The sequence below is a fragment of the Salinivibrio sp. ML290 genome, from assembly GCF_001995695.1.
GTDB classification, from domain to species: domain Bacteria; phylum Pseudomonadota; class Gammaproteobacteria; order Enterobacterales; family Vibrionaceae; genus Salinivibrio; species Salinivibrio siamensis.
The window spans coordinates 136,919-160,492 of record NZ_MUEY01000006.1; the positions used below are offsets into that span (position 1 = coordinate 136,919).

Below are 23,574 nucleotides of genomic sequence, written 5' to 3' on the forward strand. Positions count from 1 at the left end.
ATCAGGAAGTAGAGCAATTGTCATGTGGAAGTGGCTTCACCCTTACGCAAAGCCGGAAGTGAGCTACCGGCTGTGTGGAAAACTTCTCCCTTGGTTTGCTGTGTTGGCAGGCTTGAGCTTGGTTGTGGGCATGGTTTGGGGCTTAGCCTTCGCGCCAGCAGACTACCAACAAGGCGATAGTTTTCGCATTATCTATATTCATGTCCCTGCCGCTATTTGGTCGATGGGCGCCTATATGTCGATGGCCATCGCGGCGTTTATTGGTCGTGTTTGGCAGTTAAAAATGGCGGATTGGGCGGTGGGTGCTATTGCACCAGTGGGGGCCGTGTTCACCTTTATCGCCTTAGTTACTGGGGCCATTTGGGGCAAGCCCATGTGGGGCGCGTGGTGGGTGTGGGATGCACGCCTCACGTCTGAGTTAATTCTATTGTTCCTCTACATTGGTGTCATGGCTTTGTATAACGCGTTTGACGATGCACGCACGGCCTCGCAAGCGGCGGGGATCTTGGCGATGGTGGGGGTGATTAACCTGCCTATTATCCACTTTTCGGTTGAATGGTGGAACACGCTGCATCAAGGCGCCACGATCACTAAGTTTGCCCGCCCCTCGATCGACCCTGGGATGCTTTGGCCGTTACTTGTTTGTTTATTAGGCTTTGCCTGCTTTTTTGTCGCCTTGACCTTGATGGGACTGCGTAATCAAATTTTATTAAGAGAGTCTCATCGACCTTGGGTGCGCGCTTTGGTGGAGGGTAACTAATGCATTTTGAGAGTTTTAGTGCGTTTTTAGCGATGGGAGGCTATGCCGCTTATGTCTGGAGCGCATTTGGTATCACGGCGGCTGCGATGCTGGCACTCATCCTTGGTTATCGATGGACACATAAAAAACGCCTGCAAGCGGTCAAACAGCAAATCGCCCGTGAGCAGCGAATAAAAGATGCACAAGCACTGGAGAACACATTATGACGCCCCGACGTAAAAAACGGTTGTGGATCACGTTAGCGTTGCTAATTGGTGTTTCGACCACTATCGGTTTGGTTTTGTATGCCTTGAACCAAAATATGGATCTGTTCTACACACCGACTGAAATCGTGCAAGGCAAGCCGGATGGAAGCAAGCCCGAGGTGGGCCAGCGCTTAAGAATTGGCGGCATGGTGGTGGAAGGTTCAGTGAAGCGCGATCAGGAATCGTTGCAAATTCAGTTTGACGTTGCCGATGTGGGTCCCGCCGTCACCGTGACGTATGAAGGTATTTTGCCGGACCTTTTTCGGGAGGGGCAAGGTATTGTCGCCCAAGGCGTGCTGGTTAACTCACGCACTGTGAAAGCGAGTGAGGTGTTGGCTAAGCATGATGAAGAGTATATGCCGCCTGAGATAGCCGAGGCGATGGAAAAGAATCATCAGCCGCTTGAATACACAGAGGAGCAAAAACAAGGTAGTCAGTTATGATTGTTGAGCTCGGGCATTATGCGTTAATCCTGTCGTTGGGACTGGCGCTGTTATTGAGTTTCTATCCGCTGTATGGCGCCAATCAGGGCCATGAAGGGATGATGAAAATGGCGCGTCCTCTCTCTTTGGGGATGTTTGCCATGTTGCTGTTTTCTTTTATCGCGTTGAGTTGGGCATTTTATACCAACGACTTTACGGTGGCCTATGTCGCGAGCAACTCCAACAGCGCCTTGCCTTGGTACTATCGCTTAACCGCAGTTTGGGGGGCGCACGAGGGGTCACTGTTACTTTGGGTGCTGATTCAGGCACTTTGGACCGTGGCGGTGGCGGTATTTAGCCGCGGCATGCCGTTGTCTTCGGTCGCACGGGTATTGGCCGTGATGGGAATGATTTCGGTCGGTTTCTTGTTGTTTATTATTCTTACCTCGAACCCGTTTGATCGAACCTTGCCTTATTTCCCCGTCGACGGGCGTGACCTCAACCCATTGTTGCAAGATCCGGGACTCATTGTGCATCCTCCTATTTTGTACATGGGATATGTAGGTTTTTCGGTCGCCTTTGCGTTTGCTATTGGTTCACTGCTCGCGGGACGTTTGGACACCGCGTGGGCGCGCTGGTCGCGTCCTTGGACCACCGCCGCATGGTTATTTTTAACCTTGGGCATCGCGCTCGGCTCTTGGTGGGCTTATTACGAGCTTGGCTGGGGCGGCTGGTGGTTTTGGGATCCAGTCGAAAATGCCTCATTCATGCCTTGGCTGGCGGGTACCGCTTTGATGCACTCATTGGCGGTGACAGAGAAACGGGGCACCTTTAAAGCGTGGACCGTATTACTCGCCATTTCTGCGTTCTCACTTAGCTTATTAGGGACATTCTTGGTGCGCTCCGGGGTGCTGGTATCAGTGCATTCGTTCGCCTCCGATCCGGCGCGTGGCTTGTTTATTCTTGGCTTTCTTGTGGTGGTGATTGGCGGTTCATTGCTGCTTTATGCGATGCGCGCCTCTGAGATCAAAGGGCGCACAAAGGTGTCGTTCATTTCACGAGAAAATGCCTTGCTGGTTAACAATACCTTGTTAATGACAGCGCTTGTCATCGTCCTCATTGGCACCTTATTGCCGCTTGTGCACAAGCAGTTGGGCCTTGGCTCGGTGTCGATTGGCGAGCCCTTCTTTAACTTCCTGTTTGCGTGGCTGATGTTACCGTTTGCCTTTTTCCTCGGCATTGGACCTTTGATTCGCTGGAAGCGTGACAAGCTGTCAACCTTAGCCAAACCGATGCTCGTGAGTGGTATTGCGGCTGTTGTTCTAGGTGTCGGTGCCATCGCAACCTTAGCGGACAGTTTCAAAGCGATGGCGGCAATGGGCGTAACCATGGCGCTGTGGATCACCTTCCTACATGGCTATGAGCTTCACTTGCGTGCTACCCATCGTCATGCCTTTACGGTAGGGATTAAAAAACTGGGGCGCAGCCATTGGGCCATGGTGCTGGGTCATATCGGCCTTGCGATCACCATTATTGGGGTGGCAATGGTCGAGAATTATGACATTGAGCGTGATGTCAAAATGGCGCCGGGCAGCAGCGTCACTTTGCAAGGTTATACCTTTAAGTTTACGGACTTATCAGACAAGCAAGGACCTAACTACCAGGGTTACGTGGCCTCGTTTGATGTATACCGTGGTGATACCTTTATCAACCATTTGGATGCCGAAAAGCGGTTCTATTCCGTGCAGCGCTCGATGATGACAGAAGCCACGATTGATCGCGGCTTCACCCGTGATCTCTATATTGCCATGGGTGAAGAGCTGCCTGATGGCTCATGGGCAATGCGACTTTACTACAAACCCTTTGTGCGTTGGATTTGGTTTGGTGCCATTGTCATGGCATTAGGTGGTGCGTTAGCGATCAGCGATAAGCGCTACCGGTTTCGTCGCAAGCAGGCACCGAAGCAGGAGGCCAGCGTATGAAGAAGTTACTTTGGTTTTTGCCATTATTGGCGTTTGCGGCACTGGCGGGCTTTTTTGTCGCTCAACTCGACAACAACGCCAAAGGGGATGATCCGACCAAGTTAGAGTCAGTATTAGTGGGCAAGCCTGTGCCCGCTTTTCACCTTGAGGATCTACAAACCCCGAGCAAGGAGTATGACCAAGCCATTTTCACGGGCGAGCCACTGCTGCTTAATGTGTGGGCAACCTGGTGTCCGACCTGTTATGCCGAACACCAGTTTTTGAATAAACTGGCGGCGCAAGGGGTAAAAATCATTGGGCTTAATTACAAAGATGATAGGCAAAAAGCGGTCAAATGGCTGAACAATCTGGGCAACCCCTATCAGATTAGTTTGTACGACGGTGATGGGATGTTAGGGCTTGATTTGGGTGTGTACGGTGCGCCTGAAACGTTTTTGATTGATGCTAACGGGGTGATTCAGTACCGGCACGTGGGTGATGTGAACGCTCGTAATTGGCAAGAGACCCTTAAGCCGAAGTTCGACGCATTGAAGGAGGTTGACGGATGAAGCGACTGATCCTACTCAGCGTGCTGTGGCTGAGCGCGACCTTGGCGTTAGCGAATGCGATTGACGTGTACCAATTCGACTCGGCCGAGCAAGAGGCTCGGTTTCGTGCCCTCACCAGTGAGTTACGCTGTCCCAAGTGTCAAAATAACAGCATTGCCGATTCTAACGCTGAGCTTGCGCAGGATTTACGCCAAAAAGTGCACCAAATGTTACAGCAAGGTCGGACGGATGAGGAAATTCGCAGCTTTATGGTCGCGCGTTACGGCAACTTTGTGACTTACAATCCGCCCGTCACCGCATCAACTGTAATTCTATGGCTGGCGCCTGCGCTGGTGCTGATGTCTGGCGTGGGGGTGATGATAGTGCGCAGCCGACGTGCCAAGCAGACCATCAATCACGCGTTGAGCGATGAGGAGCAGCAACGGCTCGATGCGCTGTTGTCATCGACAGAAGAAACCGATGCGTCGTCAAACGGCTCGTCAGCAACGAGCGTTGATGGACAAGCGGAACAACCGGCGTCATCTGAGCATGCGTCAACCCAGCAAAATAAGGAGCCAAAATGATTGAGTTTTGGGGCGCGACCTTGGTGTTTTTTGTCCTTGGCGCAGTGATGTTTTTGTGGCCCCTTTGGCAAAAAAGTGAGCACGATCATCAGGGGAGCCGTGATGCACTCAATAAAGCCTTTTACTTTGACCGTGTGGAAGAAATTGAAGCGGAAAGTGCTGAAGGCTTAATCGATAATGCACGCGATCTGAGGCAGGATCTGCAGCAGTCATTGCTGGACGATATCCCAGAAAAGGAGAAAGCCAAACAAGCGCGTCATTTGCGCCTGACGCCGATGCAGTGGGTGCCAGGTTTAGTCGTACTAGCGGTGGTCAGCTTCGGCTTGTATGGCATTGAGGGCAGTGCCAACCAAGTGGCACAGTGGCAACAAACTGCCCAACAGTTACCGTCATTGTCCAAGCGTCTACTGGWCAATGAACAGCCGCTGACGCAACAAGAGATGCAAGACTTAACCTTGGCGCTGCGCACGCGCTTGCAGCATGAGCCGACCGATAGTACAGGGTGGCTGTTGCTGGGTCGTATTGGCCTTGCTAATCGAGACGGTGAAACGGCCAAGGGCGCAATGGAAAAAGCCTATGCCTTGGCGCCTTCACAACCTGATGTTCAAGTCGGGCTGGCGCAAGCCTTGTTGTTTGCCGGTGATGAGGCAGACAGTGTGCGGGCGCAGAATTTATTAAAATCCGTGGTGAAAGCGGATCCCTTTAATCTGCAGGCGATGTCGTTGCTCGCTTATCAAGCGTTCGAGCAAGGGCGATATCAAGATGCCATTGCCACGTGGAAGGCGATGAAAACCTTGATAGGCAGTGACGATCCGCGTAACCAGACGTTAGATCAGTCGATCGCACGCGCGAAGCTAGCGCTTAACAGCGCCGATGGTGCGAAAGTCGCGGTAACAGTGGCACTGGGTCAGCAAGTGCAGTTACCCCAGGACGGCGTGGTGATTATTTCCGCGCATGCATCGGCAAACTCCCCGATGCCAATCGCGGCCAAGCGCCTGCCTTTATCGAAGTTTCCCTTGTCTGTAGATTTGGCAGACACTGACAGCTTAAATCCTAATCAGGCGTTATCCTCGTATGATAAGGTGGTGATTCGGGCGCGGATTGACCAAGACGGCAATGTGGCCACCAAGCAAGGTGATTGGATTGGGCAGAGTTCTGAGGTAAGCGTGGGCAGCCAGGCTGAACTGGTTATCGACAAACAGCAATAACCAAGACAGAATAGTCATCATTGTTAGCAAGGCTGGGCATTCCCAGCCTTTCATTATGTAGAGGAATGCCATTTAATGTGGAAACGTCTGTGTTTGATGGTGGCGGTACTTGGCCTGCTAACCGGTTGTGTATCACGTCCACCAGGGGCAGAGCCGCACCCTGAAGACCCGCTAGAAGGCTTTAACCGTGCGATGTGGACGGTCAATTACGATTACTTGGATCCCTATGTCGCGCGCCCCGTCTCGATTGCGTATGTCGATTATGTGCCGAGCCCCGTGCGTACCGGGATTTCTAACTTTTTGGGCAACCTCGAAGAGCCTGCCAGCTTTTTGAATAGTTTGATCATGCTGGAAGGTGAGAAAGCCGCGACCCATTTTAACCGCTTTTGGATAAATACTCTTTTTGGCTTGGGTGGCTTGATTGATATCGCGTCAGCGGCTGATATTCAAAAATATGATCAGCGCGAATTTGGTGATGCGATCGGACACTATGATGTGGGAACGGGCGCGTACATTATGCTGCCTGGCTATGGCCCCACCTCGGTAAGAGAGGGCGCGGGCGAAGTCGTTGATGGCCTGTATCCGCCGCTTGCGTTACTTACGCTGCCGCAGTCGGTTTTAAAATGGATGTTTGATGGGATGGAGTCGCGCGCCGCGTTAGTGTCTCAGGAGTCGCAATTGGATAACTCACCGGACCCTTACGCGTTTGCCCGTGAGGCTTACCTGCAAAACCGCCGCTATCGCGCCAAAGGGGATGAAGCGCTTGAGCAACAACCTGCTTTGGATGATGAGTTTCTCGATGATTTTATCGATGATATCGATGCCGCTCCGTAAATCAGCGTAAGCGAGTTAGGTAAAACGCGATAAAAGACACCACGGCCAAAGCCGTGGTGTTTTTGTTAGATAAGGCGTGATGCTTAGAAACGATAGCTGGCTTGCACGCCGACTAACCACACATTACCGGTGGTTTCGCCTTCAAAGTTACCACCAAACGCTGAGCCTGACTGGTCGGACTCAATACCATCACGCGGCTCTTTCACCGGGGCATCTTTGGCAAACACATAGGTAAACGCCGCATCTAGCGTGAGCTTAGGGGTCACGTCATAGCCGGCGCCCACACTCAACCACGTCCGGTCAGTTTCTGGGATAGTCAGGGTGCGGTTTTTATCGCTTACCGCCGACGTGTCATAGGCAACGCCTGAGCGCAACGTCAGTTTCTGATCCCACTGATAGGTGGTGCCGATGGCAAAGCGGTAGTTATCTTCCCAGTTTTCTACTTTCACCATCTTTGGATCACTCGAAAGGGAGGGAATGTTCGCCTCGAGTTTGTCAAAGCTGCTCCACTCGGTCCAGTTAATACTGGTGTGTACCGCCCACTGCTCAGTCAGTTGATGCAACGAAGAGAGCTCGGCGGTCGCGGGGAGGGTGAGATCCATACTGCCTGAATAGTGACGGTTTGGATTACTTGAGTCATAGCTTAACCCTTCGGCATGCCCCTCAAGTGTTAGATCAACCTCTGAGCGATAGTTAACGCCGACCCGGTGCTTATCATTGATGTCGTACACAGCACCCAATTGCCAACCCCAAGCACGATCATCGCCTTCCATGTATTTAAGGGTAGTCCCTTTCGGATATGGGCCGTATTGCGCGCTACTTTTCGCTCCAATACTGCCTTCCCCCAGCACATAACGAAGACCGGCGCCGAGGCGTAATTGCTCGGTGGCTTTCCAAGCGATATTAGGGTTGATTTCAAAGGTAGTCACCGCCGCTTCGTTACCAAACTGAGTCCCAGTAAAGTCATTGCCTAAATCGGTTTCCATGCCAAAGTTGGTCGCCAGGGCTAAGCCTGCGGTAAAGCGATCGTCGATTTGATGGACAAAATAGAAATTAGGGATCACGGCATCATGGGCAACATCATCGGTTGACGTTGCAGTCTTTTTATCATTCGAGATGTTTGTGTTTGTCCCATCAATATCAACGTTAGGGTTCACGTAGATGCCACCGGCTGATACTTGCGTGTCGGCAAGGTAGCTTAATAGCGCAGGGTTACGAAATTGCGCACTGGCGTTATCCGCCATTGCTGCTTCCCCTGCGAAAGCGCGGCCAAGGCCGGTTGCTGAGGTTTCTGCGAGCTGAAAACCGGCACTGTGTGCGGTCGTGGAAAGAGAGCCGAGCGCGGTGGCGACGGCAAGATAAACGATCTTATTATTTTTCATCTGCTTACTTGTTCGCTGTATAAAGGGAGGCCTAGAGTAAAAGCTCGCGTGCGTAAATCAATTTATCGCTACGATAAAGGGTAAAAACAAAATAATGAAACAACAAAAAACGAGTTTTTAGTGTTTTTATCTGCTGTGTTGGCGGGGATTTAAGCGACGAAGGATGAACTCAGCGCACACCTGTTACACATTAGGAGGCGAAAAGTCGTTGGCGCGGAAGGGAAAATCACAGCATGCGCCCTCTCTGCCTGCCGAGAGGGCGTACAATGCGCGATTAGATCGCTCTGGGGGTGAGTTGTTGTTGCAGTTGCTCGGCAATGGGGGCGGCAGCGCTTGTTGCCTCGCCGACCACGATCACGCTCGCCGATTGCACTGGACGGCTGATGGCTTGCATTTTGCCATCATTTTTCTGCGCGGGTGCCTGACTGGCAGACGGCACCACAAACACCGTATACGCTTGTCCATCCGTTTCCATCACCATGTGCAACGCATGGTGATCACCGAAACTACAATGGTTGATGTAAGTGACTTGGCCTGGTAGCGCATTAAAGGCCTTGCCAAACGGTTGTAACTTCGCATTGACTTGCTCAATGGTCGCCCCCTCGTTAATGCCTTCGATAAAAGCATGCTCGTGATAATAGTGCGCCAATGCCGTTTGATTAAGATCCAGCGTGGCACTGCCCCAGTTAAATTGACCGAGCGCGATGCCAAACACAAACGCAATAGAGGCCGCGATGGCAAGGTGCCAGCGAGGACGTTTTACCTGTTGCGCCACATCGGTGGTTTGTGAAAACAAAATTTTATCGGGCAAATCTTCAGGCACCTCAACGCGAAGCGCCTGGTCGATTTTACTGTCCAACTCCGCGATATCGTCCGCATAACGCTGGTGGTGGGTGGACTCAGTTTTGGCGGCTTGCAACTCAGGATCGGTATCATAAGGGTCTGCAAGTAGGCGGCGGCGAAATTCAAGATCGTCCATACTGTTGGCCTCCTGAGGTTGCGGCGGTATCCAGTGCTTCTTTAAGTTGGGCGCGAGCGCGAAAAAGACGAGTCATCACTGTGTTTTTGTTCAAATCCAAGATTTGGGCGATTTCGTCGCCGCTAAAACCGGCAATTACTTGTAAGACCAAGGGCTCGCGATATTCCGGTGATAAAGCGGCAATCTGCCGGTGTAGCCAGCGTTGTTCCATGGACGCTTCTTCGCTGGGTCGCGTTTTGTCTTCCAATTCGCCATCGTCAATGTCCACATGGTCAAACTGCTTCCGTTCGAAGCGCCTCGCATTCTCTCGGCGCAAAATGGTGATTAGCCAGGCTTTGGCTGCCTTGTCATCTTGCAAACTGTCTAACGAGCGCCAAGCGCGTAAGCAGGTTTCTTGCACCAAGTCTTCCGCGATATGCGGGTCTTTTGCTAACCAGTAGGCATAGCGGTAGAGGTCACGATGCCATGCGCGCACCAATGCCTCGTATCGTGCTTGTCGGGTCATACCGGATGAGCCTTTATCCATGGATTAGTCAGCCTATAAAGACCGAGTGATTTGTCATTTTATTTCATCTTAGGTGAAAAATCGGTACAAGTTTGATCTGTTTCAATATTAGAACCCGACAAGTCGGTAAAGTGACTCCTGTCGTTATCGGCCATGTGTCGACACTCGTGAGGTTGAGTGAACGGCGTTTCCTTTTTGAATGATATGACTTTCTGTTCGGATCTGGGTGCGGGAAAAGCACTGCACACTTCCCAGATTATCGTTTTGCTTTCCAATATTTTTGGGGCCTGCGTTCGCGCAAGGCCCCTTTTTTTATTTTTCTTTTTGCTTTTTCGTTTGTTTACCATGAACCATTGTGGTGACACGGGTAGCGGATCTGTGCGCCTGTTGGCAATCTTACCAATCAATTAAAACGGATGTTTTAAGCTGGTAACAATTTGGTTACACTTGTGGTCAGACCTGTAGAACATCCTAAGGAGCAGTGATGACGTCTCAGCAACACCTCAAAACCAGCAATGGTGATCGCATTGCTATTGTGTCTGGGCTACGCACACCCTTTGCCCGCCAATCAACCGCTTATACTGACGTGCCAGCGGTTGATCTCGGCAAAATGGTGGTACAAGAGATGCTCAACCGAAGCAGTATTTCCCCGAAAGACATTGATCAAGTGGTGTTTGGTCAGGTGGTGCAAATGCCTGAAGCGCCAAACATTGCTCGCGAAATCGTGCTAGGTACTGGCATGGATATTCACACCGATGCCTACAGTGTTACGCGTGCCTGTGCCACCAGCTTTCAGGCGGTCGCCAATGTGGCAGAGAGTATGGTTGCAGGCACTATTCAAGTGGGTATTGCCGGCGGGGCGGATTCATCATCCGTACTGCCCATCGGCGTTAGCAAAAAACTGGCGCGGACATTACTAGACTTGAGCAAGGCGAAAACCATGAGCAAGCGATTAAAGTTGCTCAGTAAGCTTTCAGTGAAAGATCTGGCACCGGTTCCGCCCGCCGTGGCTGAATATTCGACGGGGCTGAGCATGGGGCAAACGGCCGAGCAAATGGCAAAGTCTCATCAGATCCCACGCAAAGAGCAAGATGCGCTAGCGCTGCGCTCCCATCAACTGGCGAGCAAAGCTTGGGACGAAGGCTTGCTCAGCGATGAAGTGATGACGGCCTATCCCGAACCTTACAAAACATGGATCGCACAAGATAATAACCTGCGCCCCGACTCCACGCTGGAGGACTACGCTAAGTTGCGTCCTGCATTCGACCGTAAGCATGGCTCGGTCACGGCGGCCAATAGCACGCCGCTGACTGATGGTGCGGCTGCGGTATTAATGATGCCAGAAAGTCGCGCGAAAGCATTGGGTCTTGAGGTGCTCGGTTACATTCGCTCGTATGCGTTCTCCGCCATCGGGGTAGAAAAAGACATGCTGATGGGCCCTTCTTACGCCACACCACTTGCGCTTGATCGTGCGGGGATTTCTCTTTCGGACTTAACCTTGATTGATATGCACGAGGCGTTCGCTGCGCAAACCTTATCCAATGTTAAAATGTTTGCCTCTGACGCCTTTGCTCGTGAGCATTTAAATCGTGACCGCGCGATTGGTGACATCGATATGGATAAATTCAACGTGTTAGGGGGGTCAATCGCCTACGGCCATCCATTTGCCGCGACAGGCGCGCGGATGATCACCCAAACCTTACGTGAATTAAAACGTCGTGGCGGCGGATTAGCATTGAACACAGCCTGTGCAGCAGGTGGCCTAGGCGCAGCAATGATCTTGGAGGCAGAATAATGACCACAGAAACCCATCAAGCCTTTCATTTAACGGTTGCTGATAACCAAATAGCCTGGCTGACCATTGATGTGCCGGGCGAGAGCATGAATACGCTGCAGGCAAGCTTTGTTGAGGGCGTTTCCGCGGTATTAGACCAACTCGAAAACGATAAAAGCGTGAAAGGGCTAGTGATTCACTCTGGTAAGCCAGATAACTTTGTGGCCGGTGCAGACGTGCGCATGCTCGAAGGCTGTGACAGCGCCGAGCAAGCCCGCGATATTGCCGCGCAAGGTCAGGCTCTGTTTTCACGCATTGAAAAGCTTCCATTTCACGTGGTGGCCGCCATTCATGGCCCTTGCCTAGGTGGTGGGCTGGAGCTCGCGCTTGCCTGTCACAGCCGTGTAGCCACAGATTGGGATAAAACGCGCCTTGGCCTGCCAGAAGTACAACTCGGCTTGTTGCCAGGGTCGGGCGGTACACAGCGACTCCCTCGCCTTATCGGTGTGCCTGACGCACTCGATATGATGCTAACAGGCAAACAGTTACGCGCCAAAAAAGCGAAAAAGCTGGGTGTGGTGGATGACTGTGTGCCAGATACCGTTTTGCTCGACGTGGCCGAGCAGTTGGCGCAGAAATCGAAACCAAAACGCAACCGCAGCTGGCAAAGCTGGATGCTGAGTGGGAATGCGGTTGGGCGTAACATCGTCTTTGATCAAGCAGGCAAAAAAGCGCGAGCGAAAACCCGTGGTAATTACCCTGCCGCCGATGCCATTTTATCCGTGGTGAAAAAGGGCCTCGATAAAGGTTTGGAAGCCGGCTTTGAGGAAGAAGCGCGCCAGTTTGGTGAGCTGGTGATGACGTCGGAGTCTAAAGCTCTTCGAAGCATTTTCTTCGCGACCACCGCGATGAAAAAAGAAAACGGTGCCGATGCTGAGCCCAGCGATATCAGTCGTATTGGCGTGCTTGGCGGTGGCTTGATGGGCGCGGGAATTGCGCATGTTTCGGTCGCAAAAGCGGGTTATCCCGTACGCGTGAAAGATGTGAGCGAAGATGGCATTTTGAATGCTCTGCGGTATAGCTATCAACTGCTGGACAAAAAACGCAAGCGTAAACAGCTCAGTAAGGCCGAGCTGCAAGCGACGATGATGCAGCTATCGGGCGATACACAGGCGACGACCCTCTCTAACTCGGATGTGGTGATCGAAGCGGTATTTGAAGATTTATCGCTTAAACACCGCATGGTGGAAGAGATGGAGTCCATCACCGAGAAGGACGCGATTTTTGCTACCAATACCTCGTCATTGCCTATCCACCAAATCGCTGAAGGCAGCCAGCGCCCGGAAAACATTGTGGGCTTGCACTACTTTAGCCCGGTAGAAAAAATGCCACTGGTGGAGGTGATCCCCCATAAAAACACCAGTGATAAGACGATTTCGACTGTGGTTAAGCTGGCGCGCCAGCAAGGTAAAACGCCGATTGTGGTCGGTGATAGTGGAGGCTTTTACGTCAACCGGATCCTTGCCCCTTATATGAATGAGGCCGCGCGCGTGTTGTTGGCTGGAGAAAGCATTGAGCATATCGACACCGCGCTATTGGACTTTGGCTTCCCTGTTGGGCCTATCACCTTACTTGATGAGGTGGGCATTGATATTGGCGCTAAGATAGCGCCTATCCTGACGCAAGAGCTGGGGGAGCGTTTTGAAGCGCCGGATGTCTTCGATGTGCTGCTGAATGACGACCGCAAAGGGCGTAAAACAGGTAAGGGCTTCTATCGCTACGATGCCAGCAAAAAAGGCAGCAAGGCTAAGCAGGCCGATAAGAAAGTCTACAGCTTGCTCAATATTACCCTTAACGCCCAGTTGTCTGGTCATGAGGTGGCGCAGCGCTGCGTATTGATGATGCTCAATGAAGCGGCACGATGCCTCGATGAGGGCGTGATTCGTTCTGCACGTGACGGTGACATCGGTGCGATCTTTGGTATCGGCTTCCCGCCGTTCTTGGGCGGACCTTTCCGCTATATGGACCATATCGGCATTGACCGTGTGGTCAACTTGCTCAACGAGCATCAAAATCGTTACGGTGAACGATTTGCTCCTTGTGAGCGCTTAACCGTGATGGCCAAAGAAGGGCAGGTGTTTTACCCCGAAAGCTAACCGTTAGCCAGCCAATGATAGAAAGGGCAGCCAGTGGCTGCCCTTTCTATTGATTGGGAGATTAGTCCTCACTACGCTGACATAAAGCGCGGAAGGCAGCGATATCCGCAATCGGATAGGCACCGTCTAGGTGTGCATCTTGTTGATGTTCTGTCCCGCAACTGTGCATGACTAATCTATCTGCGGTTCTCGGTTTGAGTGTATTGACCACAAATCGCACCATATCCGCGCGGCTGAGTGTCGCCATCGCCTCTGCAACCTGCTCGCGACGTTGGTATTGATAGTCTTTGTTGCCAATACTGATCCAGTAACGTTGAGCGCGAGCTCGTAGGTTATTATCCGGCTCTCTCACTTGTGCCAATAAGCTTTGCTTGCTGCTTTGCCAGCTTGCCTCCGTCATTTCTAACAGCACCATGAAAAAAGCATTGAGAAAGTCGTCAATCGCTGCCATTAACTGGTTGGGGCCTGCCATGGGGGACTGCASATAAAAAATCAGTCCAGGGTGGCGGTTTAGCGGTAAGTTATTAGCGCCAACCATATAACCTAATTGTTGTTTGGTGCGCAGTTCGTTGAAAAAAGTCGCCGACATCAGGTGGTTGGCCAAGGTGTAGGTCGCCACAGCTTGAGGGTCGGTCGATGGACTTTGGTAATACACTAAAAGCGCTGACTCAGCATGCGCAAGAGGGCGCTCAAAACTGACGGTACCGACGCCCTCAAGTAAGGTCAACGGACGCACAGACTCCTGATACGCTTGTCCTTTCACGCGCAAACTGTCTTTGACAGTTTCTGCTAAGGCCTTGGCATGATGGCGGTGCCAATTACCATACATAAACATATCGACATGCAAGGTGGCGAGCATGGCATCGACAAAGTCAGGTAAGTCACTCAGGGTCACCGTTTCCAATGCCGCTAAAAGGGCGTGATACGGTGGATTATTAGGCTGAAGCAGCCCGGTCATGCTGTTATATAATTGGCTCAACGGCTTGTTCTTTTCTGCGTTTTCCCAGCTACGTTGCAGCTGCGCTTTTATGGTCTCGAAGCGCTCAGGGTTGAAACTGCGCTGAGAGAAGGTTTTCAAGATAAGTTCGAGCAATAGCGGCTGCTTGTCATTGAAGCCACTGAGTGTCAGCGTTACCCCACCTTGGTGCGCGTATAAATTGTAATTTATTCCCGCAATTTCAGCCTGATAGGCTTGCTCATTTAGGGCTTCGAGCAACATTTCAACACTTAAACGGGTCATGACAATGTTTTTCACCGTCGCCACGGCATGTGGGCTATCGATGGCGATATAGATGTGGCCTTTAGGCACGCGAAAGTGGGGTTCTTGGCCATGCCAAAGGCGGAAACCAGGTAGCGCTTCAATTAAGCTTGGTACCTCGCTGGCATCTTGCTCGATAGCCAGTGGATGCAGGGCATCGGCAATATAAGGGTTGGGGTCAGGCAGTGTCAGTGCCGGTGAAATGTAATCGGTTTTCCATTTGGCAATTTGTTGCGTAGAAAAGCGTTTCACCGCGTAGGGCGTGTGATACCAATCGGCGCACTGATCGTAACTTAGCCCTTTGGCAACCAGCATCACGCGAAGATTGTCGACGCTCATATGTTGTAGCATGGCTTGAATCTGGTGCCGATCAAACCCTGTCATCATGTAGTCGCCATACAGAAGATCGGCTGGCGCATAATGCTGCATGTTCATCACCAAATGACTGGCGGTATCAATGGGTCGGTGCGGGTCTTGGTAATGAAATGCCAGCTCTTGGACTTGTCGTTTTTCTTGATAACGCCAAGGTTGTAATCCATCGCGCCGAATGAGGGCAATGGCTTGAAAAACATAGGCAATAATGTCGTCGAGATGGCTAAGCCCTAATGGCGTCAACGAAAAACCGAGGGTAAATTCACGAAAATCTCGCCCGCTGATCCCACCACCCGCAGACAAGGTGTTGATATAGCCCTTGTTTTTTAATAGTGACATTAAACTCCCTGGCCCCTCATACCCCAATAAATGGGCAATGTAAGACAAAGGCTTAGTGCGGTATTGCTCGGGACTTTCAGGGACAGAAAACGCCAAGGTGAGCTTACGAACGTCTTTTAAAGGTTCAATGCTCACCCATTGATGCTGCTCATTTTTGGTGACCAAGGGCGCATTGATGGCAAGTTCGGGGTAGTGATGGTTGGCAATGGCGGAAAAATATTGTTTCGCGAAGCGCTCAAGCTCATCCAATGACTGTGGCCCGGTCAATGCCAGTGTCATAAGATTGGCGCTGTAGTTAGCTTGGTAAAAGGCGATGAGATCATCACGCACATTGGAGTCATCGCGGTCCGCGAGCGTCTCGACACTGCCAACGGAGAACTTGGCAAATGGATGGTTGGGGTTGATGGTTTCTTTATGAACTTGATAGATACGTCGCACGTCGTCATTGAGCTTCATGCGATACTCGGCGTCGACCGATTGGCGCTCTTTATCCACGGCATCAGCATCAAAACGCGGTGAAATGAAAAATGCGCTGAAGCGATCTAAGCTCGCGGCGAACTGGCGGGGGCGAATATCGAAAAAGAAGGTAGTGTGTTCTGTGCCTGTCCACGCGTTATTGTGGCCACCATGCTGGCTAATAAAGCGCTGAAAGTCACCGATGACGGGGTACTGCTCAGTCCCCAAAAAAAGCATATGCTCAAGAAAGTGGGCCAGCCCTTGTCGCTCGTCTGGATCGTGGAAGTGACCGACATTCACTGACAATGCTGCGGCACTACGATGCGCATATGGGTCATTCACCAATAAGACACGTAATGCGTTAGGAAGCGTGATATAACGGTAGTGTTTATGGTCGTTAGGGCTAACGTGCACAAGCATCTCACTATCAGAGTAAATAAGTTAGTAGTAAGTATGACTACCAGTGACCAGAGTCGCAAACCACTTATTTGGTCTTTTGCGGTTCATCTTGATAGCATGCAGCCAATCTTGGCATATGAATGTGGGTATTAAGGCGATGAAAGTAATCATAATGCGTCATGGCGAAGCGCAAGCATTTGCGGCCAGTGATAGCGACCGCGCGCTAACTGCCAATGGTGAACAACAAAGTAAACAGATGGCGACGTGGCTGAACCAGCAATTAGATGGAAAAGTGATTGATAAAGTGTTGGTGAGCCCTTACTTACGTGCGCAACAGACATGGCAGGTATGTGCGCCTTTGTTACCCGATGCAAAAGAGGTGATCACGGAAGAAGAGATCACCCCTTATGGGCAAAGTGATCGTGTCTATGATTATGTCAATGCAATGATAGAGGTTGAGATGCTCGACGTGGTCTTGGTCGTCTCTCATCTGCCCTTAGTCGGATACCTCACTAACGAGTGGGTGCAAGAGGGGCAACCGCCAATGTTTGCAACCTCAGCCATGGCCATGATAGAAGTGGATGTCACGACCCATCAGGCGTCGCTGAGTGCGCATATGTCACCACGACAGCTTTTGAATCCGAAATAGATAAAGCGGCTTGATGCTGACCTGTTTCTTTAGCGACAGGTTGCTTTAGCGCTCAGGCACTTCAATCAACACCAGCAAGGCGGCATCCCCACCAAACTCACGCGGAGCTTGGTGAAACGCCATCACATTGGGGTGCTGTGCTAGCCACAGTGGAATTTTGTCTTTGAGTACGCGTTTACCAATCCCGTGCATTACGCTGGCGCAACGAATACCGTCTTTCACACAGGCCGCGAGCATCGCCCCCAGCTCTCGTTTGGCTTCTGTTTGGGTCATCCCGTGTAAATCGAGATAGATATCGGGCACATACACACCACGGCGAAGCCGCTTGACCTCGTATTTAGAGACATCCTGGCGGGCGTACTGCATCGGACCCGATTCACTGAGCAGCGGCTCGAACTCATCGGAAAAGTAAAACGCATGATCGCTACTCTGTCGCTCAAACTGACGTTGTTTGCGCGTTTTGGTCGTCTGGCGTTGTGGCGGGTTTATGGTATCCTGCTTCAACTTTTTTGCGCCTTTGACGGCATCACGGAATAGCGCCAAGTCCTCTTCCGTCATCGATGGTTTTTTGCTCATAAAAACTGTCCCCGAGGTGATGACCTGAATTGTACATTCAGCCAGCTCAAAATGCTGCTTATTGTACTGACCTCGCGTCAAAGGGCGACCCCCAATTGCATGAAGCCGATGGAGGCCAATGTGGATACGATTTTTACTGAAGAGGTGGTCAGCGAGTTACATACGCTGCAAGACATGCTGCGCTGGACCGTCAGTCGTTTCAATGCGGCAGGCTTGTTTTATGGCCACGGCACCGATAACGCGTGGGATGAGGCGGTACAGCTGGTCTTACCGACACTCTACTTGCCGATCGATGTGCCCTCAGAAACGCGCTTTTCGCGTCTGACCACCAGTGAAAAGCATCGTATTGTTGAGCGTGTCATTGCACGTATCAATGATAAAACACCGGTTGCCTATCTGACCAACAAAGCGTATTTCTGTGGCTTAGAGTTTTTTGTCGACGAGCGCGTTCTCGTTCCACGTTCACCGATTGGTGAGCTTATCCAGCAAGAATTCGCTGGCATCTTGCCTCACCCGCCTCGCCGGATTATGGATTTGTGCACGGGCAGTGGTTGTATCGCTATCGCGTGTGCTTATGCGTTCCCAGAGGCAGAGATCGATGCGGTGGATATTTCCACCGACGCGCTGGATGTGGCTGAAATCAATATTCAGGATCATGGCTTGGAAGAGCAAGTGATCCCGATGCGATCGGATTTACTAAAAGATGTCCCGCACGATAAATACGACTTAATTGTGAGCAACCCACCGTATGTTGACGCGGAGGATATGGACGACTTACCGGATGAGTTTCGCCATGAACCTGAGCTGGGGCTTGCCGCCGGCACGGATGGCTTAAAGTTAGTACGGCGTATGCTTGCTAATGCCCCCGATTATCTCACAGAAGAGGGCGTATTGGTCTGTGAAGTCGGCAACTCGATCGTGCATATGCAAGAGCAGTATGGTCATTTGCCTTTGCACTGGATTGAGTTTGAAAACGGCGGTCATGGCGTGTTTATGATCAGCCGCCATGACCTCGTTGCGTGTGCCGATGAATTTGCGCTTTATCGCGATTAGCGGCAAGGCATCTTTTCGATATAAAGCCAGCCTCGAGCTGGCTTTTTTATTCTCTATCACTGACAAGCGTTGCCTCATGCGCCTGGATTTTTTTTGCGTCTTTGGTTGCTTTATGGTTAATTGCTAACAAAGTACGCAAAAATACAACAATGCCGATCAGGCAAATAGAGGAAGGCATGGCAGGCAACACGATAGGACAGATATTTCGCGTCACGACCTTTGGAGAAAGCCACGGCGTTGCGTTGGGGGCGATTATTGACGGCTGCCCGCCGGGGTTAGCACTGAGCGAAGCGGATATGCAGCATGATCTCGATCGCCGTCGTCCCGGCACGTCGAAATACACCACACAGCGCCGTGAGCCGGATGCGGTGAAAATCCTTTCTGGGGTCTTTGAGGGCCAAACCACGGGGACATCGATCGGGTTGATGATCGAAAACACCGATCAGCGCTCGAAAGACTACTCCAAAATCAAAGATGTGTTTCGTCCCGGTCATGCGGACTTTACCTACCATCATAAATACGGCATCCGCGACTACCGCGGCGGTGGTCGCTCGTCAGCGCGTGAAACGGCGATGCGCGTGGCTGCAGGCGCGGTGGCTAAAAAATACCTCGCGCAAGTACATGGCATTCAAGTGCGTGCTTACTTGGCGCAGATGGGAGAGGTGACCATAGACACGGTCGATTGGGCGCAAGTGGAGCAAAACCCCTTCTTCTGCCCGGACGCAAATAAGCTCGAGGAGTTAGATGCATTTATCCGTCAGCTCAAAAAAGACGGCGACTCAATTGGTGCCAAACTGACCGTGGTGGCGGAGAACCTGCCGGTAGGCCTAGGTGAGCCGGTATTTGATCGCTTAGATGCAGATATTGCCCATGCGCTAATGGGGATCAATGCGGTAAAAGGGGTCGAAATTGGTGATGGTTTTGATGTGGTGCAGCAGCGTGGCAGTGAACATCGCGATGAAATTCACCCTGAAGGGTTTGCCTCAAACCATGCTGGTGGTATTCTCGGTGGGATCTCTTCAGGCCAGCCATTGGTGGCACATTTAGCGCTCAAACCCACTTCGAGCATTACCGTGCCGGGCAAGAGTATTGATGTTCATGGTGAATCCGCGGATGTGGTGACGCGTGGTCGTCATGACCCGTGTGTGGGTATCCGTGCCGTGCCGATTGCCGAAGCGATGGTGGCGATTGTGTTGATGGACCACTTGCTGCGTCATCGTGGACAAATGGGCGAAAACCCCAGCACTTAACAGCGCGTTCTTCTCACGCGACAGACAAAAACCGCACTACGTTGTGCGGTTTTTTTATCAGTGTAGAGAGGAAGGGGCTTCAAAGCGGAAAACCGGTAACGACCAGCTAAAGCGAACAGCCGCCATTCGGAATCCAAAACCAATCACTAAACTGGCGACGGTCGCAATCAGTTCACCGACATCAAGTCGAATCAAACTAAAGTAGAGCGCACCGGTGACAAAGGCGACCAAGGCATACAGCTCTTTGTGCAATACCATAGGCGATTGACGACAGATCAAGTCGCGCAATAGCCCACCAAAAATACCGGTAATCAAGGATGAAACCATGCAAATTAACGGGTGTAACCCCATATCCATCGCCACACGGCAACCGATAATACTAAAAGCGGCAAGGCCCAGTGCATCTAGGGTAACAAAGAGTTTATAATTGCGAGCAACCCAACTGGCAATCCATGGCGTGATCAAGCCGGCGAGGCAGGTGATCACGAGAAAGTGTGGGTTAGCGACCCAGGTTAGAGGGTAGTGGCCAAAAAGAATATCGCGGACTGTCCCGCCTCCGATAGCGGTGGCACTAGCGACAAACATCACCCCAAACCAGTCCATGTGTTTTCGCCCGGCACTGAGCGCGCCTGTCATGGCTTCCGCGGTAATGCCTATGACATAAAGCGTCAATAACAACATACAACCCGACACCTTACATTGAGATTAGAAATTGACGCGCATTGTAGTGGCCTTATTTGCCTTTCACAATCAAATTTGTAGTAAAAAATACATTAAAAAGAATGTGTATATTGAAAGGTTTAGCCGAGGTATGTGCGGCTTTTTATCGCTAAGAGCGTGTTTTTGTTTTCTTATTGATATTTGATCTTATTAAAGAGCAGTATGACCCACGATTATCACGACTTGATCCAACTTTTTAACCAAACCTTTCTTGCCTCTTTCAATACTGAGCTGGTGCGTGGCGGGGATGAACCTATTTACCTACCTGCAGATGCGGTGCACCCGCATCACCGCGTGATCTTTGCCCGCGGATTTTTTGCCTCTGCCTTACACGAAATTGCACACTGGACCATTGCCGGTGAGCAGCGCCGTCAATGGGAAGACTATGGCTATTGGTATCATCCGGATRGCCGTGACGCTGACACGCAAGCGGCCTTCGAGGTGGTCGAAGTGAAGCCGCAAGCGATTGAATGGATCCTCTCTGCAAGCTGTGGGTTTCGCTTTCAAGTGAGCTGCGACAATTTAAGTGGTGTTGAGCCCGATCGCCACGCGTTTACTGATAAAGTTCGGCAACAAGTCGTACAATATGTCTCGGATGCATCGACAAGCGCCGCTTTGCCCGTGCGCGCCAAGCAGTTTTCTGATACCTTGCGAGACTTTTATGGTGTTGCACCGTTGACGCCAGATACCTTTACGTTGCCAAGCCAAGGTTAAAAAGATGAAAGTTCAAGACTACGAAGCACGCATTCTAGCGTTAATCGATGAGATGGTAGAAACCGCCTCAGACGATGAATTGTTTGCCAGTGGCTATTTACGTGGCCACGTTTCTTTAGCGGCAGCGGACTGTGAGTTGGAAGGCGTTGATGAGGTGCCAGCATTGAAAGCGCGCGTCGATGCCAGTCTCAATGACAATGCCAGTGAGCTGTCACCCGGCGACCAACGTCTCGTCGGAGCGCTGTGGGATCTATTGCAGCAGCAAGTGGAAAAAGACGCGTAACGTGCTGTTTTAAATGGAACATTAAGCGGTATCACAAACGATACGTCTTGAAAAAAGAAAGCCATCGCCTCGACGATGGCTTTTTTGTTGACCTTGTCCGAGGGGGCTATAGTGCTTTACCTTTTAGCAGCTTACGAACCCACATCCGCCCTGGGTGCAGAGTGTCTAGAACCGACTGAGGTAAAGGTAAAGGCTCGTCACACAGCTGAGCTGCTAGCACTTCTGCCGCCAATGGCGCTGAGGTGAGGCCGCGAGAGCCGAGCCCCAGTAAGCAAAATAGTCCTGGGTAAACGGGAACGGCGTCCGCCTTTTCTTTGTCTTTTTGCAAGGTTTGGTAGGTGGAAACCAAGGCGTTGTAATCACAGACGTTGCCCACAAAGGGTAAATGGTCGCGACTGGCGCAGCGCACCCCAACGCGTCCTTCTTCCGCCAGTGGCACCGCGCGTGCCCACTCAGTGTCGATACAATCGGTTAAGCGTTGTTGATTTTCTAGCTGATCGGCAGCTTGGAACGCTAAGTCAGCATTATTGCGACGATAGCTGGCGCCTAGACAATGTTCCTCCCCCTGATTAGCCGGTGTTAAATAGCCCTCGAAACACAATACAGTGTTGAGCTTACTGAGTTCGGTATTGGTGGGCACATGGCTGACTTGACCGCGCACGGGGTAAACCGGAATAGGCTGTGTTTGGCTGAAGCTATCTGCTTGGTGGCCATTGGCGATCACCACATTTTGATGACAAACCTCACCCATGCTGGTATCGAGTGTCCAACCATTGTCCGATTGCGTCAGCGCATTCACATGACAACCAAAATAAGCATCAAGCTGCCCGCTGGCTATCGCTGCATCAATCACGCCCGCGGTAAACTGTTGCGGGCTCATCCAGCCGCCAAGCGGATAAAACACGCCGGCATGTCCGGTTTCTAAACCGACTTTCTCGCTCACGCCATCGACATTTAACGGTGTGACCAATGCTTCAGGAAAGGCACCATCGACCATCTTAGCGAGCTTAGCGGCACTTTTTTCGTCGTAGCCGAGTTGCGTGACGCCACACCAGTCGTGTTCAAATGGGATACCTCGCGTGCGTTGCTGATCGATAAATTGGCGAGAAAACAAAAAGGCGGGGGCAAAAAACTGGCTTAAATTATCGTTATTGCCATTTAAAAGCGGATAAATGGCGCCTTGATGGTTCCCAGATGCGCCAGCCGCAGGGCGCGGGTCTTGGCAATACAGCGTGACTTGCTTGCCCCGTTGTAGCAATGCGGTGATTAAGGCGGCACTGGCAATGCCACCGCCAATAATGGCGATGTCGTCCGCTGTTGAGGCGGGGGAGCGTGCATACCAAGGTGAGTAGCTTGCAGCGGCTTGGCGAGCAGGTAATGTGCCTGACAACATGTCGCGTTTGAAGCCGAAGCCTTTTACCTTTTTCATCTCAAAACCGGCCTCGATAAGGCCACGGCGCACAAATCCCGCCGCTGTGAAGGTGGCGCAGGTACATTGCTCGCGCGCAAGTCGTGCCATGCCATTAAACAAGGCTTGATTCCACATCTCTGGGTTTTTGCTTGGGGCAAAGCCGTCTAAATACCAAGCATCCACGATCCCTTCAGGGCTCGTTGGCACTTGTGGTAACCAATCTTTAATATCACCAAACCACAAATCGAGTGTAATCTGACCTTGAGCCAAGACGATGCGTTGACAACCCGCGAGCGGGACGGGGTAATAGGCACGTAATTGCTCAGCATAGCTTGCCAGCTCTGGCCAAGCTTGATGTGCACGGGCGAGATCCTCTACTGTCAGGGGGTACTTCTCAAAACTGATAAAGTGAAGCTGGGTCACAGGTGCATTTGGATGGATTTGACGGAACTGCTCGAATGCTGCCCAAGTAGCCAGAAAGTTGAGCCCAGTGCCAAAGCCGGTTTCCGCAATCACAAACCGGGACGATGTGGCGGTTTGCCAACGTGCGGGAAGTTGGTTTTGTTCGATGAACACATAGCGGGTCTCGGCCAAACCGTCGTGATTGGAAAAGTAGACGTCATCAAACTGTTTCGCGACGGGGGTGCCCGTATCATTCCAGCTGATTTTTGCGTGGTCGATCGAGGGAGTGCTCACAAATGCCTCTTACACAGGAAAGGAAAAAGCAAATTGTACT

22 protein-coding genes are annotated in these 23,574 nt (G+C 51.5%); 15 read left to right on the forward strand and 7 right to left on the reverse strand.

The features are described from left to right. The first annotated feature begins 22 nt into the window (after window positions 1-22). The 8 genes from BZG23_RS07475 (at window position 23) to BZG23_RS07510 (ending at window position 6,562) form a co-directional block, all read left to right on the forward strand. Window positions 23-760: a heme ABC transporter permease gene (locus BZG23_RS07475; RefSeq protein WP_069360739.1), complete on the forward strand. Its 738-nt coding sequence runs from the start codon at window positions 23-25 to the stop codon at window positions 758-760. Continuing rightward, window positions 760-966, forward strand: a complete 207-nt coding sequence (ccmD, locus tag BZG23_RS07480; RefSeq protein WP_046074919.1) for a heme exporter protein CcmD — start codon at window positions 760-762, stop codon at window positions 964-966. The genes BZG23_RS07475 and ccmD overlap by 1 nt, the downstream gene beginning before the upstream one ends. Further along, entirely contained in the window at window positions 963-1,448 is a 486-nt protein-coding gene (gene ccmE / locus BZG23_RS07485) for a cytochrome c maturation protein CcmE (protein WP_046074918.1), read from the forward strand. Before ccmD ends, ccmE begins: the two co-directional genes overlap by 4 nt. Then, complete coding sequence (locus BZG23_RS07490; protein ID WP_077606548.1) at window positions 1,445-3,409, forward strand: heme lyase CcmF/NrfE family subunit; 1,965 nt, start codon at window positions 1,445-1,447, stop codon at window positions 3,407-3,409. The genes ccmE and BZG23_RS07490 overlap by 4 nt, the downstream gene beginning before the upstream one ends. Further along, complete coding sequence (locus BZG23_RS07495) at window positions 3,406-3,957, forward strand: DsbE family thiol:disulfide interchange protein (RefSeq protein WP_046074916.1); 552 nt, start codon at window positions 3,406-3,408, stop codon at window positions 3,955-3,957. The genes BZG23_RS07490 and BZG23_RS07495 overlap by 4 nt, the downstream gene beginning before the upstream one ends. Continuing rightward, on the forward strand, window positions 3,954-4,520 hold the full coding sequence (locus BZG23_RS07500; protein WP_046074915.1) for a cytochrome c-type biogenesis protein: 567 nt from the start codon (window positions 3,954-3,956) through the stop codon (window positions 4,518-4,520). The genes BZG23_RS07495 and BZG23_RS07500 overlap by 4 nt, the downstream gene beginning before the upstream one ends. Beyond that, window positions 4,517-5,728 (forward strand): c-type cytochrome biogenesis protein CcmI, encoded by a 1,212-nt coding sequence (gene ccmI / locus BZG23_RS07505; protein WP_077606549.1) that lies wholly within the window; start codon window positions 4,517-4,519, stop codon window positions 5,726-5,728. The genes BZG23_RS07500 and ccmI overlap by 4 nt, the downstream gene beginning before the upstream one ends. A 75-nt stretch (window positions 5,729-5,803) precedes the next feature. Further along, the gene (locus BZG23_RS07510; RefSeq protein WP_046074913.1) at window positions 5,804-6,562 is read left to right on the forward strand and encodes an MlaA family lipoprotein; all 759 of its coding nucleotides are present in this window, start codon (window positions 5,804-5,806) and stop codon (window positions 6,560-6,562) included. A gap of 83 nt (window positions 6,563-6,645) precedes the next feature. Here BZG23_RS07510 and BZG23_RS07515 read toward each other — a convergent pair whose 3' ends face one another. The 3 genes from BZG23_RS07515 to BZG23_RS07525 form a co-directional block, all read right to left on the reverse strand. Next, entirely contained in the window at window positions 6,646-7,944 is a 1,299-nt protein-coding gene (locus tag BZG23_RS07515; protein ID WP_077578025.1) for an outer membrane protein transport protein, read from the reverse strand. 274 nt (window positions 7,945-8,218) lie between these two features. Next, window positions 8,219-8,923, reverse strand: coding sequence for a DUF3379 family protein (locus tag BZG23_RS07520; protein WP_046074911.1), 705 nt, complete (start codon window positions 8,921-8,923; stop codon window positions 8,219-8,221). After that, complete coding sequence (locus tag BZG23_RS07525) at window positions 8,910-9,428, reverse strand: sigma-70 family RNA polymerase sigma factor (RefSeq protein ID WP_046074910.1); 519 nt, start codon at window positions 9,426-9,428, stop codon at window positions 8,910-8,912. The genes BZG23_RS07520 and BZG23_RS07525 overlap by 14 nt, the downstream gene beginning before the upstream one ends. Window positions 9,429-9,912: 484 nt before the next feature. Here BZG23_RS07525 and fadI point away from each other — a divergent pair, with 484 nt between their 5' ends. Both fadI and fadJ read left to right on the forward strand, forming a co-directional pair. Beyond that, window positions 9,913-11,223, forward strand: a complete 1,311-nt coding sequence (gene fadI, locus BZG23_RS07535; protein ID WP_077606550.1) for an acetyl-CoA C-acyltransferase FadI — start codon at window positions 9,913-9,915, stop codon at window positions 11,221-11,223. Then, window positions 11,223-13,358: a fatty acid oxidation complex subunit alpha FadJ gene (gene fadJ / locus BZG23_RS07540; protein ID WP_077606551.1), complete on the forward strand. Its 2,136-nt coding sequence runs from the start codon at window positions 11,223-11,225 to the stop codon at window positions 13,356-13,358. The genes fadI and fadJ overlap by 1 nt, the downstream gene beginning before the upstream one ends. 61 nt (window positions 13,359-13,419) lie before the next feature. Here the strand turns inward: fadJ and BZG23_RS07545 are convergent, their stop codons facing one another. Then, complete coding sequence (locus tag BZG23_RS07545; RefSeq protein WP_077606559.1) at window positions 13,420-16,197, reverse strand: insulinase family protein; 2,778 nt, start codon at window positions 16,195-16,197, stop codon at window positions 13,420-13,422. A 142-nt stretch (window positions 16,198-16,339) separates the two neighbouring features. Here BZG23_RS07545 and sixA point away from each other — a divergent pair, with 142 nt between their 5' ends. After that, window positions 16,340-16,831 (forward strand): phosphohistidine phosphatase SixA, encoded by a 492-nt coding sequence (gene sixA / locus BZG23_RS07550; protein WP_077606552.1) that lies wholly within the window; start codon window positions 16,340-16,342, stop codon window positions 16,829-16,831. Between the two features lie 45 nt (window positions 16,832-16,876). On the opposite strand, the gene smrB is transcribed toward sixA, so the two are convergent. Then, window positions 16,877-17,407, reverse strand: a complete 531-nt coding sequence (gene smrB, locus BZG23_RS07555; protein ID WP_046074905.1) for an endonuclease SmrB — start codon at window positions 17,405-17,407, stop codon at window positions 16,877-16,879. 120 nt (window positions 17,408-17,527) lie between these two features. On the opposite strand from smrB, the gene prmB reads away from it, so the two are divergent. Continuing rightward, window positions 17,528-18,460 carry a 50S ribosomal protein L3 N(5)-glutamine methyltransferase gene (gene prmB, locus BZG23_RS07560; RefSeq protein ID WP_077606560.1) on the forward strand — a complete coding sequence of 311 codons (933 nt, stop codon included), beginning with the start codon at window positions 17,528-17,530 and terminating at the stop codon, window positions 18,458-18,460. A 176-nt stretch (window positions 18,461-18,636) separates the two neighbouring features. Further along, window positions 18,637-19,710 carry a chorismate synthase gene (gene aroC, locus BZG23_RS07565; RefSeq protein ID WP_077606553.1) on the forward strand — a complete coding sequence of 358 codons (1,074 nt, stop codon included), beginning with the start codon at window positions 18,637-18,639 and terminating at the stop codon, window positions 19,708-19,710. A gap of 57 nt (window positions 19,711-19,767) precedes the next feature. Here the strand turns inward: aroC and BZG23_RS07570 are convergent, their stop codons facing one another. Further along, window positions 19,768-20,391 carry a trimeric intracellular cation channel family protein gene (locus BZG23_RS07570; protein ID WP_046074903.1) on the reverse strand — a complete coding sequence of 208 codons (624 nt, stop codon included), beginning with the start codon at window positions 20,389-20,391 and terminating at the stop codon, window positions 19,768-19,770. A 201-nt stretch (window positions 20,392-20,592) separates the two neighbouring features. Between BZG23_RS07570 and BZG23_RS07575 the strand changes: the two genes are divergently transcribed. Continuing rightward, window positions 20,593-21,144 (forward strand): elongation factor P hydroxylase, encoded by a 552-nt coding sequence (locus tag BZG23_RS07575; RefSeq protein WP_077606554.1) that lies wholly within the window; start codon window positions 20,593-20,595, stop codon window positions 21,142-21,144. Between the two features lie 4 nt (window positions 21,145-21,148). After that, a complete protein-coding gene (locus tag BZG23_RS07580) occupies window positions 21,149-21,427 on the forward strand; it encodes a YfcL family protein (protein ID WP_046074901.1) in 279 nt (92 codons plus the stop codon). A 106-nt stretch (window positions 21,428-21,533) separates the two neighbouring features. Here BZG23_RS07580 and mnmC read toward each other — a convergent pair whose 3' ends face one another. Next, a complete protein-coding gene (gene mnmC, locus BZG23_RS07585) occupies window positions 21,534-23,534 on the reverse strand; it encodes a bifunctional tRNA (5-methylaminomethyl-2-thiouridine)(34)-methyltransferase MnmD/FAD-dependent 5-carboxymethylaminomethyl-2-thiouridine(34) oxidoreductase MnmC (RefSeq protein ID WP_077606555.1) in 2,001 nt (666 codons plus the stop codon). Window positions 23,535-23,574: the final 40 nt, after the last annotated feature.

Coding starts and splice junctions, on each gene's coding strand:
- BZG23_RS07475 (WP_069360739.1), top strand. CDS start 23: ATGTGGAAGTGGCTTCACCCTTACGCAAAGCCGGAAGTGAGCTACCGG.
- ccmD (WP_046074919.1), top strand. CDS start 760: ATGCATTTTGAGAGTTTTAGTGCGTTTTTAGCGATGGGAGGCTATGCC.
- ccmE (WP_046074918.1), top strand. CDS start 963: ATGACGCCCCGACGTAAAAAACGGTTGTGGATCACGTTAGCGTTGCTA.
- BZG23_RS07490 (WP_077606548.1), top strand. CDS start 1,445: ATGATTGTTGAGCTCGGGCATTATGCGTTAATCCTGTCGTTGGGACTG.
- BZG23_RS07495 (WP_046074916.1), top strand. CDS start 3,406: ATGAAGAAGTTACTTTGGTTTTTGCCATTATTGGCGTTTGCGGCACTG.
- BZG23_RS07500 (WP_046074915.1), top strand. CDS start 3,954: ATGAAGCGACTGATCCTACTCAGCGTGCTGTGGCTGAGCGCGACCTTG.
- BZG23_RS07510 (WP_046074913.1), top strand. CDS start 5,804: ATGTGGAAACGTCTGTGTTTGATGGTGGCGGTACTTGGCCTGCTAACC.
- BZG23_RS07515 (WP_077578025.1), bottom strand. CDS start 7,944: ATGAAAAATAATAAGATCGTTTATCTTGCCGTCGCCACCGCGCTCGGC.
- BZG23_RS07520 (WP_046074911.1), bottom strand. CDS start 8,923: ATGGACGATCTTGAATTTCGCCGCCGCCTACTTGCAGACCCTTATGAT.
- BZG23_RS07525 (WP_046074910.1), bottom strand. CDS start 9,428: ATGACCCGACAAGCACGATACGAGGCATTGGTGCGCGCATGGCATCGT.
- fadI (WP_077606550.1), top strand. CDS start 9,913: ATGACGTCTCAGCAACACCTCAAAACCAGCAATGGTGATCGCATTGCT.
- fadJ (WP_077606551.1), top strand. CDS start 11,223: ATGACCACAGAAACCCATCAAGCCTTTCATTTAACGGTTGCTGATAAC.
- sixA (WP_077606552.1), top strand. CDS start 16,340: ATGAAAGTAATCATAATGCGTCATGGCGAAGCGCAAGCATTTGCGGCC.
- smrB (WP_046074905.1), bottom strand. CDS start 17,407: ATGAGCAAAAAACCATCGATGACGGAAGAGGACTTGGCGCTATTCCGT.
- aroC (WP_077606553.1), top strand. CDS start 18,637: ATGGCAGGCAACACGATAGGACAGATATTTCGCGTCACGACCTTTGGA.
- BZG23_RS07570 (WP_046074903.1), bottom strand. CDS start 20,391: ATGTTGTTATTGACGCTTTATGTCATAGGCATTACCGCGGAAGCCATG.
- BZG23_RS07580 (WP_046074901.1), top strand. CDS start 21,149: ATGAAAGTTCAAGACTACGAAGCACGCATTCTAGCGTTAATCGATGAG.